Source organism: uncultured Aquitalea sp. (genome assembly GCF_945957525.1).
Taxonomy (GTDB): domain Bacteria; phylum Pseudomonadota; class Gammaproteobacteria; order Burkholderiales; family Chromobacteriaceae; genus Aquitalea.
Map to the genome: position 1 here is coordinate 150,126 of NZ_CAMFLA010000003.1, position 17,058 is coordinate 167,183.

The window sequence follows — 17,058 nt, forward strand, 5'->3', positions numbered from 1 at the left end:
GGCCGCCGCGTCTTGGACGATTCCGCCGGCAGGCGCGGCTTGGCCCGCCGGCTTTAATTTTGGATGAATGACATGAAACTCTCAGAGCAACTTCGCAATGCCGGCAGTTTGCTGGACGCCAGCAACGCCATTACCAACTGGCGCGCTTTGGCGCTGCTGGGCCTGACCTTTGTCGTGGCCACGCTGTTCCTGTCCATCAGCCTGGCCGGGCACAGCGGTTTTCTCGCTTTTGTCGGCGGCCTGCTGTTTTTGCTGACGCTGTTTTATGGCGCCAACGCCGTGGGCATCACCCTGATGGACGCCGCCGCCAATGAGGGGCGCGTGCGCCCGATGCTGGATGCCGTGCTGGCGTCGCTGTTCAGCAGCCATCGTCTCATCGGCCTGGCCCTGCTGGCCGCGCTGGGCATGATTGCGTTGTTCATTGTCATCGCCATTGCGCTGTTTCTTTGCAAGATTCCCGTGTTGGGCACTTTGCTGACCGTGGTGGTGTTGCCCCTGGGCGCGCTGGCGGTGGGCATGAGCTTCTTTATCATCAACTTTGTGTTTTACCCGATGGCCGCCGCCGCAGTGTGGAGCGGAGCAGGCGTGCGCGAAGCGGTGAGCCATCTGATCGCCATCGCCCGTCAAAAGCTGGCTTCGGTGTTGATACAGGAAGTGTTGCTGATGGTGCTGGTCGGACTGATTTCGCTGTTTATCGGCGTGGTGGTGTTCTACGGCCTGTTTACCGTGGGCGGCATGGCTGCCGGCATCCTGTCGCCGGGCGGCATGAGCAAGCTGATGTTCTTCATGCACCCCTCCGCCATGATGGGCATGGATGGCATGGACGGAATGGATGGCGGCGGCGCCGGCCAGATGATGGCGATGGGCGTGGGCGCTGGTTTGTTGATCGCCATCGGCATGATCATTCCCGGTCTGATCACCCTGCAAGGCTACTGCCAGATTTACCTCAGCTCGCTGGAAGGGCTGGATGTGACGCAGGCGCGGAAGATGCTCGATGAAGGCGGTGCGGCCATGCGTCGCAAGCAGGAAGAAATGCGTCAGCGCATGGAAGAAATGCAACGCAAACATGCGCCGACGGCCAGCGGCAGCGTCGAGCCGGCTGCGCCTGTTGCGCCCGCCGCAGCGCCGGCATGCCCAGCCTGCCATGCGGTGCTTGAGGAGCCGGATGGCAAGTTCTGCGGTGAATGCGGTCATCAATTGAGGTAAGCGCCATGGCCCGATTCTGCAGTGAGTGCGGTCAACCCAAAGAAGACGCGGAAGCGCTGTTTTGTACCAATTGCGGCCATCGCTTCGGCGCTGCGGCCACCCCGCAGATCGTAGCCGCGCCTGAGCCCGCTGTGGTCCCCGCCAGCCCGGCAGCGCCGGCAAAACCCCTGCCGCGCATCAGCAAACGCGCACTGGCCCTGACGGGCGGAGCGCTGGCGCTGGTGACGGCCATTGGCAGCGGCGCTGCCTGGTATCTGCGCCCGCCGGCGGCGACGCCGGAGGCCTATACCGCCGCCATCAACAGCTATCTGGCCAGCCATCGGGAGCAAACGCAGGACAAGGTGTGCCTGGCCAATTTTCCCTATGGCACCAATCCGGTAGTGACCAATGCCGCCGACGGTCAAACCAACCATTGGTTGGGGCTGTTGGTGAAAGCCGGTTTGTATGGTCAGCCGGAGTCGTTGCTGGATGGTTTCTGGCCCAAGTTGCGGTATCAACAAACCGCCAAGGGCCAGGCTGCGGTGAAAAATGGCCGTCTGTGCCTGGCGCAGGGTTTGAAAGTGGCCGGCATCGACGACATCGAGCCGCCGGAAACACGGGATGATCTGGTGGTGGGGCGCGCGGTGTTTCATACCGAGCTGGACGGCAAGGCCGACTGGGTCAGCGACGAGATTCGCCAGCAATTGCCCGGCGAGGGGCAGGCTGGCGGCCAGACGCTGTATCTGGTGGTGAAGGACCGTCAGTGGCAGGTGCTGGACGCGAGCCAGCAACAGCAATTGGGTCGCCGGCTGCAAGACATGGCGCAGTCGCAAGGCGGGGGTGGACTGCTGGATTGGGTCAAACATCTGACCGGCTCGGCCGAGCCTGACGAGGATGAGATCTGGGCAGCGCTGGACAAGCGCATGCCGGGGCTGAGCCGGGAGGCGCTGCACTTCGCCAAGCACAAGTGCTGGAGCAGCGGCGGCGACGACTTTCAGTGCACCATCCAGTTGGGCCCGCGCGAGGAGCGCGTGGCCATGCTCAAGCGCGGCGAGGGTTGGCAGTTGCGGCCCGAGTAGATGCTTCTGATCCCCGGCGCGTCGGGGATTTTTGTTTCAACGCGCCAAGTGTTGTCGTTGGCGCGCATTCGGCGATGCCTTGCCGGTCAGCAGACGGCTGCCGCTTGCTGGCTTTCCCTTACCGCATTGCGTCCATGGCGTTTGGCGGCGTACAGCGCCTGATCGGCGGCGGCCAGCAAGTCTTGCGGTGATAGCCCGGCGCGCCAGGGCGCCAGGCCAATGCTGGTGGTGATGACGATGCTGACGGCCTCATGCTGCCAAGGAGAGTTTTCTATGGTTTGCCGAAGCCGCTCGCAACGCTGCAAAGCCTCAGACCGGCTTGCTCCGCTTAACAGCAAGGCAAACTCTTCCCCGCCCATGCGCGCCGCCGAGTCGTCCGGGCCGCAGCTTTCTTGCAGCAAGGCGGCGATATGCCGCAGAACCGCGTCGCCCGTGTCATGACCGTGGGTGTCGTTGATGCGTTTGAAAAAATCGATGTCCAGCATGGCCAGGCAGAAGGGGCGTCCTTCCTCAGCATGGCGCGCCTGCTGTCTGGCCAGTGCTGCATAGAAGGCGCGGCGGTTGGGCAGGCCGGTGAGACTGTCGGTGCTGGCCAGTTGCTGGATGCGATGCTCCAGCAATTCGGAAAAATACTCGCCGGCCACCAGGGCAATGAACAGAATGATGGAGCCGGACAGCAGCACGCCGATGTTCAGCACATTGATCACGGCGCGCGGCAGTTCGCTGACCGCCGGAGCGGCCGGCCATTGCAAGGTGTGCAGCAAGGTGAACCAGCCAAGGCAGACCGCGCAGACAATGGCCATACCGCGTTTGTCGCTGATGGGCACTACCAGCGGCGCGGTGAGAAAAAACAGCAAAAAGTAAAAGTGCGTGCCAAACAGCGTGCCCTGTCCGGCGAAGATGCCGGTCAGCACCGTGGTTTGGCAAATGAAGCAGGCTTTCCAGTAATGGGGCGGCTGGCCGGCGCGCTGGCGCAGGTGGAACCAGATCATACCGGCCAGCGGGATCGGCATTTCCAGCAGGCACGATCTGGCCAGCGGCCAGTTGCCCAGCCAGAGAAACAGCAGGAAATAAAAGAACACCATCAACAGCACCAGCCCCGGCACGGCGTTGGTGATGTATTGGCGGCGGCGCACTGCGCCGCTGAGTTCGGGGTTTACGCCCAGTTCCACCCACTGACGCACCACGGCGATGTGCAGCGGGGAGGAGAGATTGGCGGTAGTCGGGGTGTGTCCCATGCGGTGGCGTCGTTAACGATTGATCATGGCCTCTGTTTTCAGCATAGCGGGATGATGGAAAAACCGCAGCAAGGACACGGCTTTCCACCCTGTCGCCCAACAGTCGGCGATGCGGCGGGCGAGCGGGCGTCGCCCGCGCTGCCGCATAGCTGCTACTGGTTGCGGCCGGCCATCACGCCGCCGTCCACGTCCCAGATGGCGCCGGTCACCCAGGATGCCTTGTCGGACAGCAGGAAGACCACGGCCTCGGCCACATCGTCGGGGGTGCCCACGCGGCCGATGGGGTGGAAACCGTTAAAGCCCTGCAAGGCGTCGTGTACCTCCTCCTTGGGAATGAAACCTTCGTAAATCGGCGTGGCCACCACGGCCGGCGACACGGCATTGACGCGAATGCCCTTGCCCGCCAGTTCCATTGCCAGATGTTGCGTCAGCGAGTGCAAGCCCGCCTTGGCCATGGAGTAGGCGGAGGAGGGCGTGGCGGCGATGGCCTGACGCGCCCACATGGAGCCGATATTGACGATGGCCCCGGGTTTGCCTTGTCGCGCGAGGGCTGCGGCCACGTGCTGCGTGATGAAGAAGAAGGCGCGGTTCAGGGACATGTAGCGGTCGTAGTCGGCGTGTTCGTGTTCAAGGAAGGGTTTGGGGAAGAACACACCGGCGGCGTTCACCAGCAGATCGATGTCGCCGTGCTCGGCCTCCAGTCGGGCGATCAGTGCATCCACCGCCGCGGCGTCGCTCAAGTCGGCGTTGAGGGTGTGTATCTTGGCCTCACCGGCGATGGCGGCCAGTTCCAGTCGCGCCGCTTCGGTCTTGTCGGGGCGATGACCGACGATAACCACGGCGCCGCCTTGCCGCGCCACCAGCCTGGCGCTGGCCAGCCCCATGCCGCTGCTGCCGCCCACCACCAGAAGTTTGCGGCCGGAGAACTGCTTGAGTTGTTGCATCATGATGATTCCTTTTGCTAAAACTACCTACTAAATGGTAGGTGTTGTGAAGAAGATTAAGCCGGCAACATGGTTGCCGGTTGGGGGGGAGTATCAGTGGGCGGCTGGCGGCGTTGGCTGCGGACGGTTCAGGGTGCTGAACAGGGCGTCGGCCACGGCGGCCGGGCCTTGCGGCGATTGCCGTCCGCGTCCCAGCAGCATGCTGCCTTCCAGCGCGGACAGATACAGCGCCGCCAGCGCCGAGGCGGGGGCGGTCAATGCCAGTTCTTGCTTGGCCGCACCACTTTCCAGCACCATTTGCAGCCAGTGCAGGTTTTGTTCGAAGAAGCGCTGCACTTCCTGATTGATCTCCGCCGGCAGGCTGTCTGATTCCGCCCCCAGCATGCCGCATATGCATAGCCGTCTGTCGGTGGCGTAGGTGTCGGCAAACAGGCCGCCGTAGGCGCGCAACCGGCTTCCCGCATCACTGAAGGTGGATTCGATATCCGTCAGTCGCGCCAAAAAGCGATGCGTGTAGCGCTGCGCCACCATCGCGCCCAGGTCGGCCTTGCCGGGGAAGTGGTGATGGATGCTGGGCTTGCGGATGCCGACGATCTGGGCCACATCCTCGTAGGAGAATCCGTTGTATCCCACTGCCTGGATCAGGCCTTCGGCCGCGTCCACGATGCGTTCTGCCGCTGGCGTCAGTTCTGAGAAATGTTTCATGATGTCATATTACCTACTAGTTGGTAGGCATTTTGCCCGCGGCCTTGCTCAGGGTCAAGCGCGGCGCGTTCTTGTTCGTCTCTCTTGTACGCAGAGGGCCGCCGGGGTGTTGACGGAGCGGGTTGGCCGAAGGGCGCATGGCTGGTCCGGCAAGGCTTTGCCGCTGGCGCGGAGGTGTTGCGTCCGCGTCAGCTGACGCTGTCGCAGAAGGGGGCAGCGCGCTTAAAGCGGCTAACAAAAATCCGTATCGAGGCAGAGGCAAGGCGCGCCGACGCAGGCTCTACTTGAGTACGGCAAGGAGGCGCAACGCAGCCTCAGGAATTTTGTCAGCCACGCTTATTCACGCGACAGCGCGGCCACCGGGTCCAGCCGGGCGGCATTGCGGGCCGGCAGGTAGCCGAACAGAACGCCGATGAGCGTCGCGCAGCCGAAGGCCGCGGCGATGGACCACCAGGAAAACACCATGCTGAAGCTGCCTGCTTGCACCGCCAGGAGGCCGAACAGCAGGGACAGGCCCACGCCCATTACGCCGCCGATCAGGCACACCATCACCGCTTCGATCAGAAACTGCTGCAGGATGTCGCGCTGGCGCGCGCCCACGGCCATGCACACGCCGATTTCCCGTGTGCGCTCGCTCACCGACACCAGCATGATGTTCATCACGCCGATGCCGCCCACCACCAGCGAGATCACCGCAATCATCGACACCAGCAGCGTCATGGTGGCGGTGGCGCTCTGGATGGTCTGGCGGATGCTGTCGGTGTTCATCACAAAGAAATCCTGCGTACCGTGGCGGCGCGTCATCAGCGCCACCAGACTGGCCTCCGCCGCGTCGGTGGCCGTATTGTCGGCAATGCGCACGGTGACTGCTTTCAGGTAGTCCTGGCCCAGCAGGCGGTACATCACCGTGGTATAGGGCAGCCACAAATTGAGGTTTTCGTCGTTGCCGAAAGCGGTTTTCTGCGTTTGCGCCACGCCGATAACGCGGCAGGGCAGGCGGCCCAGCAGGATGATCTTGCCGATGGGGTCCTGATCGGGAAACAGCGACTTGCGCGTGTTCTCGTCTATCACCACCCGTTGCGCCTGCCGGCTCACCGCGTCGGCGTCGAACGCCGCGCCGCTGGCCATGGACACGCCGCGCACGCGGAAGTACTGCTCGCCCACGCCTTTTACCTGCGCTGTTACCGCCGTGCTGTGGTAACGCAGCGTCACGCTGTCGCTCACCTCCGGCGTCACGCTGTCTACAAAGCCTTGCTCCGCCAGCACCGCGGCGTCGCGCGGGGTGAGCGTGTGGATGGCGTCCGCCTTGCGGTCGCCGAAATGCTTGCCGGGATAGATGTTGATGGTGTTGGTGCCCAGCGCGCTGATGTCTTGCAGGATGCGCTGGCTGGAGCCGTTGCCCAGTGCCACCACCGACACCACCGAAGCGATGCCGATGATGATGCCCAGCATGGTCAGCGCCGAACGCAGGCGGTGCGCCATCAGCGCTTGCCAGGCCATGCGGAAGGCTTCGACACAGCCTTCGCGCCAGGAGCGGCTCTCGGCGCGGGCAAGGTTGGCCGAAGGCGCGGCGGCGGCCAGGGCTGTCTCGCGACGACGGTCGGCAATGATCTTGCCGTCGCCAATTTCGATGATGCGCTCGGCGTGCTCGGCCACTTTGCTGTCGTGCGTCACCAGAATGATGGTGTGGCCTTCGGCGTGCAGCTCGCGCAGGATGGCCATCACTTGCTGGCCGCTGACGCTGTCCAGCGCGCCGGTAGGCTCGTCGGCCAGGATCACCTTGCCGCCGTTCATCAGCGCCCGGGCGATGCTGACCCGCTGCTGCTGGCCGCCGGACAGTTGCGAGGGCTTGTGCTCTGCCTTGCCGGCCAGGCCCAGCCGTGCCAGCAGGCGCAGGGCACGCTCCCTTCGTTGAGGCGAGGCTACGCCGGCGTATACGGCCGGCAGCTCTGCGTTTTCGCGTGCGCTCAGTTCGCCCAGCAGGTGGTAGCGCTGAAAGATGAAGCCGAAGTGTTCGCGGCGCAGCCGGGCCAACTGGTCCGGCGTCATGGCCGATACATCGGCCCCGGCCACGCGGTAGCTGCCCCGGCTGGCGGTGTCTAGACAACCCAGCAGGTTCATCAGCGTGGATTTGCCCGAACCGGACGCGCCCATGATGGCCACCATCTCGCCGGCCATGATGTCCAGCCGGATGTCGCTCAATACGGCGACAGTCTCTTCGCCCGCAGCGAAGTCACGCCCCACCCCGTTCAGGGACAGCAAAGGTTCGGCCATGCTTACATCCCTATCGGCGGTGGGCCGTTGTGACCGCTGTCGCTGCTGGTTTTGGCGGCGCTGGCCTGGCCGATCACCACCGTCTCGCCGGCGCTAAGCCCGGAGAGGATTTGCGCACTGACGCCGTTGTTGAGGCCCACGCGCACTTCGCGCGGCAGCGCGCGGCCGTTCTTGTCCAGCACTTGTACGCTGTAGCGGCCTTCGGCCAACTTGCGTCCCAGCGCGCTGGCGGGCACCGTCAGCGCCTGCCGCACCCGTTGCAGGGCGATGCTGACTTGCGCCGTCATGTTGATGCGCAACTTGTGCGCGGGGTTGGGTACGTCAAACAGCCCGTAGTAATAGATGGCGGTGCTGGTGGAAGAAGAGCTGCTGCCGGTACTGGTGCTGGAGGTGCTGTCATCCGCATCGCTATAGGATTGCGGGCCGGGGTCCACGGCCCGCAATACCGCGTCGTAGCGCTTGTCCGGTTCGCCCAGAATGGTGAAGGACACCGGCAAGCCCGGTTTCACGCGCACCACATCGCCTTCTGAGATTTCCGCTTTGATCGTCATGGTGTCCAGCTGCGCCAGTTTGACGATGGTGGGCGCGGATTGGGTTGCGTTGACGGTCTGGCCTTCCTCCACTGGCAGCGCCACCACCACGCCGTCAATTGGCGCTTCGATGCGGGTGTAGCCCAGGTTGAGGCTGGCGGTTTGCAGGCTGACGCGGGCCTGCCGCAATTGAGCCTGCAATTGCCGCACTTCGGCCACGGCTTGATCCTGCGCCGCACGTGCGCTGTCGAAGCTTTCTTTCGAGGTGGCCTGAATGCCAAGCAAGGCGTGCTGGCGGACTAAGTCCTGCCGCGCTTTGGTCAGCGCGGCGTTTTTCGCATCCAGTTGGGCCTGATAGCTGTTGACCGAGGCTTGCGCGTCTTCCAGCGTATTTTGCTGGGTACGCGGGTCGATCTCGGCCAGCACGTCGCCCTTGCGCACGCTTTGGCCCAAGCTCACTTTCAACGACTTGATCTGGCCGGACACCTGCGCGCCCACGCTCACCTGGCGGAAGGCTTTCACCGTGCCGGTAGCCAGCACGCTGTCTTCCAGATCCCCCAGCCCGGCAGTGGCTGCCAGGTAGTGGTTCTCCTGACGGGTGGGCATGAAGTGGTAAACCGAGGCCGCGCCCAGCAGCAAAATGGTGAGGAGGACGGCCCGGACGCGCAGGGATGCGAGGAATAAACGAAGATTAAGCATCTGCTGAATATGCGGCCGTCGCGTGTTAACTCCTGTCGGCGGCAGGCAAATATTTGTAAATGCCGACTCTATGCCTTCTACACCGGCGCCAGGGTCGCGGCCAGCAAGCCCGCGCCCAGCAGGCCAAGGATGGTGCCGATCAGCCGGTTCAGCGCGCGCTGGCTATTGAGCAAGCGCTGGCGCAACGAGGGGCTGGACAGTAGCAACGCTACCAGCGAAAACCACAGCCAGTGAGAGCCGGACATGAACAAGCCGTAGCCGATGCGCGCCGCTGGCGACGTCTTTGCGCTGACCACCTGCGTGTAAGTGCTGAGCACGAACAGCGTGGTTTTGGGATTGAGCAGATTGGTAAACAGGCCGGCCTTCAGCGCCGACAGCGGCGGCAGGCTCGCCGTCCCGCCGATGGTCTGCCCGGTTACCGGTTTGGCGGTGAAAGTCTGAAAACCCACCCATACCAGATAGGCTGCGCCCAGCAAGCGGATGGCGGAGAACAACCAGGGCGTATGGGCAATCAGCAGGCCCACGCCTAGCATCACATAGAGCACGTGAACCTGAACGCCCAGCGCAATGCCGGTAGCGCCAAGCAGGCCGGCTCCACGCCCATGCAACAGACTGTTGCGCGTCACCATGGCGAAATCAGCGCCGGGGCTGATGACGGCCAGCCAGGTAATGGCGGCCACGGCCAGTAATTCATTCATGTCAGATTTCCTCTCTGTGGTTAAATGACGGCAAGCGCGATGAATGACGGCATCGTTTTGCTTTTTGCCGGTATTACAGTCATTTTCGACGCCAATCACCGAGAGGAAAAACGATATGTTTTGGCTTGGATATGTGAGAGAAAGTCACTGATGAGCTTTCGTCTGCCTTCACTGAACGCCATTCGCGTGTTTGAAGCCGCCGCCCGATTGGGCAGCTTCGTTCAGGCCGCCGACGCGCTGTGCGTGACGCATGGCGCGATCAGCCGTCAGATCCGCCAACTGGAGGAGGCGCTGGGGTTTTCGCTGTTCGAGCGGCGCAATCGGGCGGTATTCCTGACGCCGCAAGGTCGCCGTCTTTTCGAAGCCAGCCGCGAGGCGCTGGAAAAGCTCGACGACTGCGTGCGCCGTTTGCAAAGGGAAGAGGCGGCCTTGCCGCTGGTGGTATCTTGCGAGCCTACGCTGGCCATGCGCTGGCTGATTCCTCGATTGGCGGATTTTCAGGCGCGGCACCCGGATTGCCCCCTGCTGATTTCCGCTGCCGGCGGCCCGGTTGATCTGCTGCGAGGCGAGGCTGATGTGGCCATCCGTCGCAACGATTTTCATTGGGGCGACGATTGTCAGGCCGAACCGTTGGCTGCCGAACACATGGGCCCGGTATGTCGACCGGAGCTGGCCCTGGCGGAGGCCTGGAGCCGGGCCTGCCGCCTGCACAGCGACACCCGTCCGCAGGCCTGGGAGCGCTGGGCGCGGCAGGCCGGTCGGGAAGATACGCCGCTGGCTTCGGTCAGTTACCAGCATTTCTATCTCAGTTTGCAGGCCGCCGCAGCAGGGTTGGGGGTGGCCATGGCGTCGCGTTATATGGTGGAGGATGACCTGGCCTCCGGCCGCTTGCTCGCGCCTTGTGGTTTCAGCCGCGATGGTTCGTCCTATGTACTACTGCGGCGGCGCGACGAAGGCGACGAGCCGCGCGTACAGCGTTTTCTGTGCTGGCTGCAGCGCGAATTCGCTGCTTCGGAACGATTGGCGGAGCCCGGTTGAGCGTGGTCGGCAGCAATGCTTGTCAGTCTGTCTGACAGGCAGGAGGTAGGCGATGCCGCGGCATCCCTTGGCGGGGCGGGCTTCTCGGGCGGTTTTCCTGCAGGTTTGAGGCATGTCAGTGTCGTGGTGGCGGAAAGATGGTTCATAATGGAAAAGCCATTACAAACCTGAGGGAGGGTATTCATGCTGAAAACAGCTCGCCATGTGCTGCTTGCATCCATGCTGGCCGCTGCCGCCATTCCGTCGCATGCGCTGGACAAGGCCGCCGGCCACCCGATTGTCACCATCACCGGCCTGATCAGTGAGAAGAACGCCGGCAGCGACGCGCAGTTCGACGCGGCCATGTTGGACAAGCTGCCCCAGGTGAAAATGACCGTGGAAACACCGTGGTACAAAGGGCCGCAAACGTTTGAGGGCCCGCTGTTCCGCGATGTGATCAAGGCTGCCGGGGCCAAGGGCACCAAGCTCTATGTGGTGGCGCTCAATGATTATGCGGCGGAGATCCCGCTGGCGGATCTGGACAAGTACGATGTGATTCTGGCGCGCAAGGTGAACGGCCAGGTGCTGAACGTGCGCGACAAGGGACCCTTGTTCGTGATGTATCCCTTCGACAAGAAGCCGGAACTGCGCACCAAGGAAATCCTGTCCCGTTGCGTATGGCAGGTTAACCGTATCCGCGTCGAGTAAGCCGCAGTGGAGTTCTTCATCTCGTGTTACGCCATCTGAGCCGTCGCGCCGGCAACCAGCTGTGGCTGCTCGCCATTCTCATGGCGGCCGCCCTGCTGGTGGTGGCCATGCTGTACCAGCGGCAACAATCCGAAATGCAGCGGCTTGCCCAGCAAGGCGAGGACAATGTCGTCTGGGTGTATTCCCAGCTGGGCATCGACTACTACCGCACCCAGGGCGCGGCCCGGGTGGCGGTGGCCACCGGTCGGACGGCCGATCTGGACGAGCTCAAACTGCGCTACGACATTCTGGTGTCGCGGGTGAACCTGCTGCAGCAATACCGCTACAGCCTGCTGTTCAAGGATCTCGACTGGTACAACAAGCAGATCCTGCCGCTGGCGGCGCTGATCCGCCGCACTGACGACGCGCTGGCAGGCAAGGACGGTTACTTTGACAGGCCTGCCGCCGAAGCGCTGCAACGAAATCTGGACGGCGTGGTGGAGAGTGTGCGCGAGCTGACTGTGGGCGCCAACACCCGCCTGACCGAACAGGCCAACCTCAGCAATCGCAGCATCCGCAACATCAACGCCACCGTGGCGGCCACCGCGGCCGGCCTGATGGTGATCGCCGTGCTGATTGCCGCGCTGGCGTATCGCAACCTGTCCATCAGCGAACGGCGGCGCGAAGAAGCCGAGGCCCTCAGCCGGCAGCTGGACAAGGCGCTGGCGCAGGCTGAAGCGGCCAGCGAGGCCAAGGGCGCCTTTCTGGCCAATATGAGCCATGAAATCCGCACGCCGATGAACGGCATCATCGGCATGACAGAGCTGGTGCTGGATACGGATCTCAATGACGAGCAGCGTGAATACGTCGAACTGGTGAAGTCTTCGGCCGACGCCTTGCTCATCATCATCAACGACATCCTGGACTTCTCCAAGATCGAGGCCGGCAAGATGGAGGTGGAAAACGTCGCCTTTTCCTTGCGCAGCCTGATCAGTCAGACGCTTTATCCCTTCACGCTCAAGGCGGGCGACCAGCTCGAAGTGATCTGCCGAGTGTGTCCCCAATTGCCGGACCGGCTGATGGCCGACCCCTCGCGCCTGCGGCAGGTGCTGAACAATCTGCTGGGCAACGCGCTGAAATTCACCAAGCAAGGCGAAGTGGTGCTGAGCGTGGACGGCGAAGAAACCCCGCAGGGGCTGAAGCTGAGCTTCTCTGTGCGCGACACCGGCATCGGCATCGATCCAGAAAAACAGAAGCTGATCTTTGATGCCTTTTCCCAAGCGGATTCCAGCACGACGCGTCGTTACGGCGGCACGGGCCTTGGCCTGACCATTACGCAAAAACTGGTGCGCCTGATGGGCGGCGACATTGGCGTGGACAGCGAGCCGGGCAAGGGGGCGGATTTCCGGTTCACTTTGCCCGTAGCGCTGGCCGACCCGCAGCCTGCGCTGCCGGACGCGGCTGATCTGGTCGGCGTCGAAGTGCTGGTGGCCGACGACAATCCCACCAATCGCAGTTGGCTGGCCTCCTTGCTGGGCAACTGGCGGATGCGGCCAACGCTGGCGGCCGACGGTTTCGAGGCGCTGGCCTTGCTGCGCGAGCGGGAGTTTCCCTTGATCCTGCTGGATGGCCACATGCCGGGCATGTCCGGCTTCGATGTGGCGCAGCAGATTCAGGAGGCCCATCGGCGCGCCGCCGTGATCATGCTGACTTCCTCCGGCGAGCGCGGCGACGCCGCGCGTTGCCAGGCGCTGGGCATTCGCGGTTATCTCACCAAGCCGGTGTCGCAGGATGAACTGCTCACCACCCTGCGTTTACTGCTGTCGGGCGAACAGAACGCGGCGGAGCAGCCGCTGGTCACGCGTCATACTGTGCGCGAACTGGACGGCAAGCTCCATATCCTGTTGGCCGAAGACAATCTGGTGAACCAGAAGCTGGCGATGGCGATTCTGACCCGTCGAGGTTTTCAGGTCACCGTGGCGGAAAACGGTCAGAAGGCGCTGGACGCACTGGCGGCAGGCAATTTCGATCTGGTGCTGATGGATATGCAGATGCCGGTGATGGACGGGCTGGAGGCCACCCGCGCCCTGCGCGAGCGCGAGGCGGCAGGCGGCCTGCCTCACATGCCGGTGATCGCGTTGACCGCCAACGCCATGAACGGCGACCGTGAACGCTGCCTGGAAGCCGGCATGGACGGTTACGTCAGCAAGCCTATCGATGCCGCGCGCACCTTTGATGAGATCGGCCGGGTACTGGGCATGGACAGCCTACTGGTGCCCCAGCCGATCACGGCCATGCCCCGGCAGGAAGAGCTGCTGTTTGATCGTGATCAGGCGGTGCGCAACTGTGACGGGGACGAGAGTTTCCTGCCCATCCTGTTGCAGGCTTTTGTCGGCGACAGCGGCAAGCGGCTGACGGAATTGCGCAATCACTTGCAGGACGAGGATGTGGAGATTGCCGCCCGCGCCGCGCACTCATTGAAGGGCGCAGCTCTGTCCGCCGCCTCTCTGCCGCTGGCGGCAGAATGCAAGGAGCTGGAACTGGCCATCCGCGACCGCCGGCTGGACGACAGTCGCGCCATTCTCGCGCGGGTGGAGGAGCGGCATCAGGCACTGCTGGCGGTGCTGGAGCCGTATCTGGCGCAGTAAGCGCCCTTTGGCCAGGCTGGTGGGGTTCAGACCGTACGCGAGAGGCGATTAGGCCTGCGACAGCGGGCCTTCAGGCCGAAGGCAAAGTCATTGGGTGAGATTCAGCAGGGCCCCGCAAAGGCGGGTCTCCCGGCTTCACTGATTGATTCCGCAGCCTTCCCATAGGCTGCCAATCCCCCACCCTTACCCTGCCAGGGAACCTCGTTTTCTGACCCCAAAGCGAGCGGGGGCGATAATCCGCAGGCCCGCGACAGCTGGCCTTGCTCATGGGGCGATGCGGGTGTGTGCGGACGATCAGGCCGGCACGCCCAGAATCACGCTGGACGCCTTGAACAAGGCGATGACCCGAGCGCCAAGGCCAAGACCCAGCGCGGCGCAGCTTTCATTGGTGACGATGGCCGCCACGGCGCCGCCGTCGTCCAGATCCAGCACCACCTCGGTATTCACTGCGCCGGGCACGATGCGGCTGACCGCGCCGGCCAGCTGATTGCGCGCGGAAAAGCGCGTGCCGCCTTCCGGCAGGGCCAGAATGATGGAGGAGGACTTGATCAGCGCAAACACCTCCGCCCCCGGTGTCAATCCCAGGCTTTCCGCGCTGTCGTGGGTGACGATGGCCGTCAGTCGCAAACCGCTGGCGGTTTCCAGCGTGATTTCATCGTTCACCGCGCCGGCCGTTACTGCCGCCACCTTGCCCAGAAACTGGTTTCTCGCGCTGGTTTTCATCCCCATTCTCCTGATCAGGACATAGTCGTCGGCCATGCTTTCCGCTTGCAGGGCTAGTTGTTCGATGAAGCGCTGGTGCGCCGCGTGCAGGCGGCGATAGTTGTCCACCAGTTGCGCGCCGCGCGCGGTCAGGCGGGTGCCGCCGCCGCCCTTGCCGCCGGTCAGGCGCTCTACCAGCGGCTCGCCGGCCAGATTGTTCATGGCGTCGATGCCGTCCCAGGCGGCCTTGTAGCTGATGCCCACCGCCTTGGCAGCCTGAGTGATGGAGCCTCGCTCGCCGATGCTGGCCAGCAGCGCCATGCGGCCGTGGCCGCCAAAGGCGGCGCCGCCCAGCGTCATGGACAGCGAGCCGCTGAGCCCGAACGCCGGTTTGTTCTGTTTGTTGTCAGGCATGGGATGACGCTCCTTGTGGGCTGGCGGCCAGTGCCTGCGCGGCGGGGGTGTCCACACGGCCGTCGCGCAGCAATACCACCTGTTGGCCGAAGACGGCGGCGTCTTCCGGGTCATGCGTGATCAACACCATCGGCACCCGCAGTTCGCGCTGCAGCCGGTCCAGTTCTGCGCGCATGGTGTCGCGCAGCGCCTGATCCAGCGCAGCGAAGGGCTCGTCCAGCAGGATTGCTTGAGGGCGCGCCACCAGCGCGCGCGCCAGCGCCGCTCGCTGGCGTTGCCCGCCAGACAGTTGCTCAGGGTAGAGGTCGCCCGTGCGGGCGATGTCCAGCGCCGTCAGCCAGTGCTCCACTGCCGGATCCCGACTGCCTTTGGCGGCGTTGAACAGGCCGCGCCGCAAGGGGAAGGCGATGTTCTGCCGCACGGTAAGATGGGGAAACAGCGCGTAATCCTGAAACAGATAGGCGAGCCCGCGTTGTTGCGGAGGCAGATTGACGCCGCTGGCTGAGTCGAACAGCGTGCGGCCATCCAGGCGGATGTGGCCGGCGTCCGGCGTCATCAATCCGGCCATGGCTTTGAGGGTCAGGCTTTTGCCGGCGCCGGAAGGGCCGAGAATGACGACCCGTTGGCAATCGGTGCGCAAGGCGACGTCCAGCTGGAAGCCTTGCCCGTCCTTGCCCAGCGCCCGCCGAATGTGGAGGTCCAGCTTCATCGGGCATTCTCCTCGCGAGCCAGTCTGCCCGGCGCCAGTCGACCGGCCAGCAACAGCGCCGCCACGCAAACGGCGGAGGTGATCAGCACCAGCTGGTTGGCGGCGTCGTCCTGCCCGGCCTGCACCGCCTCATAAATGGCGATGGACAGGGTTTGGGTTTTGCCCGGAATGCTGCCCGCCACCATCAGCGTGGCGCCGAATTCGCCCATGGCGCGAGCGAAGGCCAGCAGCAGGCCGGCCAGAATACCGCGCCAGGCCAACGGCAGGGTCACGCGGAAGAACAGCGCCAGTTCGCTGACGCCCAGCACGCGGGCGGCTTGTTCCAGCTGGCTGTCCACCGATTCAAAAGCGGCGCGGGCCGGTTTGAACACCAGCGGAAAGGCCACGATAGCGGCGGCCAGCACCGCGCCCTGCCAGCTGAATATCAGATTGACGCCCAGCGTGTCGTGCAGCCAGCCGCCCAGCCAGCTTCTTCGGCCAACCAGCACCAGCAGGTAATAGCCCAGCACGGTAGGGGGCATCACCATGGGCAGGGTCAGCAGGGTGTCCAGCACGTCGCGGCCGGGAAAGCGCGCGCGGGCCAGCAGATAGCCGGTGCCCACGCCCAGTACGAGATTGATGATCGTCGCCCAGCACGCCACTTTAAGCGACAGGAAGAGGGCGGGCCACAGCGCATCCATGTCAGGGTTTCTGGAAGCCGTAGCGCGCCAGTACCGTCTGGCCGGCCGGCGAGAGCACGTAGGCAATGAAACGACGGGCTTCTTCGCCATTGGCGCTGTTGGCGGTACGGGCGATGGGATAGCTGATGACGGTGTCCAGCGGCACTTCAAAGGCCACGCGTACCTTGTCTTTCATGATGGCGGCGTCGGTGCCGTACACAAAACCGGCATCCACTTCGCCGCGAGCAACATAATCCAGCGACTGGCGCACGTTTTGCGTGTTGATGGCCTTGGGCGAGATGTTGGCCCACAGTTTGGCGGTTTCCAGCGCGTGCTGGGTGTAGCGGCCCACCGGGACGCTGGCCGGGTTGCCGATGGCCACTTTCTGAATCGCCGGGCGGTTCAGGTCCGCGAGGCGCGCCAGCGCCAGTTTGCTGTCGGCGGGCACGATCAGCACCAGGTTGTTGCGGACGAAATTCTTGCGGTCTGCGGCTTTCACCAGGCCATCTTTCACCGCGCTGTCCATGGTTTCCTGATCGGCGGAGGCGAACACATCCACCGGCGCGCCCTTGCTCATCTGTTGCAGCAGGGCACCAGAGGCACCGAAATTGAGTAGTACCTTGCTGCCGGGGTACTGCGCCTCGAAGCCTTGGGCAATGTCCTTGAAGGCGTTGGTCAGGCTGGCAGCAGCGGAAACCGTCAATTCGCCGGCGGCGGCGAGATGGCTCGCCAGCAGGGCGGCAAGGGCAGTCATCGTGAGCAAAGGCTGGGTGGGGCGCATGGCAGGGCATCCGTGGCAATGGAACTGGAATTCGCAATATACCGCAATATATAACGCTAACGACATCCGACTGATGAACTAGTCGGCAA

15 protein-coding genes are annotated in these 17,058 nt (G+C 63.8%); 5 read left to right on the forward strand and 10 right to left on the reverse strand.

Annotated elements, in window-relative coordinates; all coding sequences use genetic code 11:
* The first annotated feature begins 72 nt into the window (after positions 1 to 72).
* Positions 73 to 1,206 carry a hypothetical protein gene (locus Q0P52_RS04030; protein ID WP_293765136.1) on the forward strand — a complete coding sequence of 378 codons (1,134 nt, stop codon included), beginning with the start codon at positions 73 to 75 and terminating at the stop codon, positions 1,204 to 1,206.
* 5 nt (positions 1,207 to 1,211) lie between these two features.
* Positions 1,212 to 2,264, forward strand: a complete 1,053-nt coding sequence (locus tag Q0P52_RS04035) for a zinc ribbon domain-containing protein (RefSeq protein ID WP_293765138.1) — start codon at positions 1,212 to 1,214, stop codon at positions 2,262 to 2,264.
* Between the two features lie 86 nt (positions 2,265 to 2,350).
* Here Q0P52_RS04035 and Q0P52_RS04040 read toward each other — a convergent pair whose 3' ends face one another.
* The 6 genes from Q0P52_RS04040 to Q0P52_RS04065 all read right to left on the reverse strand — a co-directional run bounded on the left by Q0P52_RS04040 (position 2,351) and on the right by Q0P52_RS04065 (position 9,352).
* Positions 2,351 to 3,502, reverse strand: a complete 1,152-nt coding sequence (locus Q0P52_RS04040; RefSeq protein ID WP_293765139.1) for a GGDEF domain-containing protein — start codon at positions 3,500 to 3,502, stop codon at positions 2,351 to 2,353.
* A gap of 152 nt (positions 3,503 to 3,654) precedes the next feature.
* Entirely contained in the window at positions 3,655 to 4,449 is a 795-nt protein-coding gene (locus Q0P52_RS04045) for an SDR family oxidoreductase (RefSeq protein WP_293765141.1), read from the reverse strand.
* Positions 4,450 to 4,539: 90 nt separating this feature from the next.
* On the reverse strand, positions 4,540 to 5,151 hold the full coding sequence (locus Q0P52_RS04050; RefSeq protein WP_293765142.1) for a TetR/AcrR family transcriptional regulator: 612 nt from the start codon (positions 5,149 to 5,151) through the stop codon (positions 4,540 to 4,542).
* Positions 5,152 to 5,487: 336 nt separating this feature from the next.
* Entirely contained in the window at positions 5,488 to 7,425 is a 1,938-nt protein-coding gene (locus Q0P52_RS04055) for a MacB family efflux pump subunit (RefSeq protein ID WP_293765144.1), read from the reverse strand.
* 2 nt (positions 7,426 to 7,427) lie between these two features.
* Positions 7,428 to 8,654 (reverse strand): efflux RND transporter periplasmic adaptor subunit, encoded by a 1,227-nt coding sequence (locus Q0P52_RS04060; RefSeq protein WP_293765146.1) that lies wholly within the window; start codon positions 8,652 to 8,654, stop codon positions 7,428 to 7,430.
* A gap of 77 nt (positions 8,655 to 8,731) precedes the next feature.
* Complete coding sequence (locus Q0P52_RS04065; RefSeq protein WP_293765148.1) at positions 8,732 to 9,352, reverse strand: LysE family transporter; 621 nt, start codon at positions 9,350 to 9,352, stop codon at positions 8,732 to 8,734.
* 150 nt (positions 9,353 to 9,502) lie between these two features.
* Here Q0P52_RS04065 and Q0P52_RS04070 point away from each other — a divergent pair, with 150 nt between their 5' ends.
* The 3 genes from Q0P52_RS04070 (at position 9,503) to Q0P52_RS04080 (ending at position 13,704) form a co-directional block, all read left to right on the forward strand.
* Positions 9,503 to 10,390 (forward strand): LysR substrate-binding domain-containing protein, encoded by an 888-nt coding sequence (locus Q0P52_RS04070; RefSeq protein WP_293765150.1) that lies wholly within the window; start codon positions 9,503 to 9,505, stop codon positions 10,388 to 10,390.
* Between the two features lie 183 nt (positions 10,391 to 10,573).
* Positions 10,574 to 11,077 (forward strand): molybdopterin-dependent oxidoreductase, encoded by a 504-nt coding sequence (locus Q0P52_RS04075; RefSeq protein ID WP_293765152.1) that lies wholly within the window; start codon positions 10,574 to 10,576, stop codon positions 11,075 to 11,077.
* 23 nt (positions 11,078 to 11,100) lie between these two features.
* The gene (locus Q0P52_RS04080) at positions 11,101 to 13,704 is read left to right on the forward strand and encodes a hybrid sensor histidine kinase/response regulator (RefSeq protein ID WP_293765153.1); all 2,604 of its coding nucleotides are present in this window, start codon (positions 11,101 to 11,103) and stop codon (positions 13,702 to 13,704) included.
* A gap of 294 nt (positions 13,705 to 13,998) precedes the next feature.
* Here the strand turns inward: Q0P52_RS04080 and Q0P52_RS04085 are convergent, their stop codons facing one another.
* From Q0P52_RS04085 to modA, 4 genes are read right to left on the reverse strand one after another with little or no spacing between them, the layout of a single operon-like run.
* A complete protein-coding gene (locus tag Q0P52_RS04085) occupies positions 13,999 to 14,820 on the reverse strand; it encodes a TOBE domain-containing protein (RefSeq protein ID WP_293765154.1) in 822 nt (273 codons plus the stop codon).
* Entirely contained in the window at positions 14,813 to 15,529 is a 717-nt protein-coding gene (locus tag Q0P52_RS04090; protein ID WP_293765155.1) for an ATP-binding cassette domain-containing protein, read from the reverse strand. The genes Q0P52_RS04085 and Q0P52_RS04090 overlap by 8 nt, the downstream gene beginning before the upstream one ends.
* A complete protein-coding gene (gene modB / locus Q0P52_RS04095; protein WP_293765157.1) occupies positions 15,526 to 16,209 on the reverse strand; it encodes a molybdate ABC transporter permease subunit in 684 nt (227 codons plus the stop codon). Before modB ends, Q0P52_RS04090 begins: the two co-directional genes overlap by 4 nt.
* A 1-nt stretch (position 16,210) precedes the next feature.
* On the reverse strand, positions 16,211 to 16,969 hold the full coding sequence (gene modA / locus Q0P52_RS04100) for a molybdate ABC transporter substrate-binding protein (protein ID WP_293765161.1): 759 nt from the start codon (positions 16,967 to 16,969) through the stop codon (positions 16,211 to 16,213).
* Positions 16,970 to 17,058: the final 89 nt, after the last annotated feature.

What these genes read in the sequence shown, in the direction of transcription:
- Q0P52_RS04045 (WP_293765141.1), bottom strand. Translation starts at nt 4,449, where the DNA reads ATGATGCAACAACTCAAGCAGTTCTCCGGCCGCAAACTTCTGGTGGTG.
- Q0P52_RS04085 (WP_293765154.1), bottom strand. Translation starts at nt 14,820, where the DNA reads ATGCCTGACAACAAACAGAACAAACCGGCGTTCGGGCTCAGCGGCTCG.
- Q0P52_RS04030 (WP_293765136.1), top strand. Translation starts at nt 73, where the DNA reads ATGAAACTCTCAGAGCAACTTCGCAATGCCGGCAGTTTGCTGGACGCC.
- Q0P52_RS04040 (WP_293765139.1), bottom strand. Translation starts at nt 3,502, where the DNA reads ATGGGACACACCCCGACTACCGCCAATCTCTCCTCCCCGCTGCACATC.
- Q0P52_RS04065 (WP_293765148.1), bottom strand. Translation starts at nt 9,352, where the DNA reads ATGAATGAATTACTGGCCGTGGCCGCCATTACCTGGCTGGCCGTCATC.
- Q0P52_RS04060 (WP_293765146.1), bottom strand. Translation starts at nt 8,654, where the DNA reads ATGCTTAATCTTCGTTTATTCCTCGCATCCCTGCGCGTCCGGGCCGTC.
- modB (WP_293765157.1), bottom strand. Translation starts at nt 16,209, where the DNA reads ATGGATGCGCTGTGGCCCGCCCTCTTCCTGTCGCTTAAAGTGGCGTGC.
- Q0P52_RS04050 (WP_293765142.1), bottom strand. Translation starts at nt 5,151, where the DNA reads ATGAAACATTTCTCAGAACTGACGCCAGCGGCAGAACGCATCGTGGAC.
- Q0P52_RS04035 (WP_293765138.1), top strand. Translation starts at nt 1,212, where the DNA reads ATGGCCCGATTCTGCAGTGAGTGCGGTCAACCCAAAGAAGACGCGGAA.
- Q0P52_RS04090 (WP_293765155.1), bottom strand. Translation starts at nt 15,529, where the DNA reads ATGAAGCTGGACCTCCACATTCGGCGGGCGCTGGGCAAGGACGGGCAA.
- Q0P52_RS04075 (WP_293765152.1), top strand. Translation starts at nt 10,574, where the DNA reads ATGCTGAAAACAGCTCGCCATGTGCTGCTTGCATCCATGCTGGCCGCT.
- Q0P52_RS04055 (WP_293765144.1), bottom strand. Translation starts at nt 7,425, where the DNA reads ATGGCCGAACCTTTGCTGTCCCTGAACGGGGTGGGGCGTGACTTCGCT.
- Q0P52_RS04070 (WP_293765150.1), top strand. Translation starts at nt 9,503, where the DNA reads ATGAGCTTTCGTCTGCCTTCACTGAACGCCATTCGCGTGTTTGAAGCC.
- modA (WP_293765161.1), bottom strand. Translation starts at nt 16,969, where the DNA reads ATGCGCCCCACCCAGCCTTTGCTCACGATGACTGCCCTTGCCGCCCTG.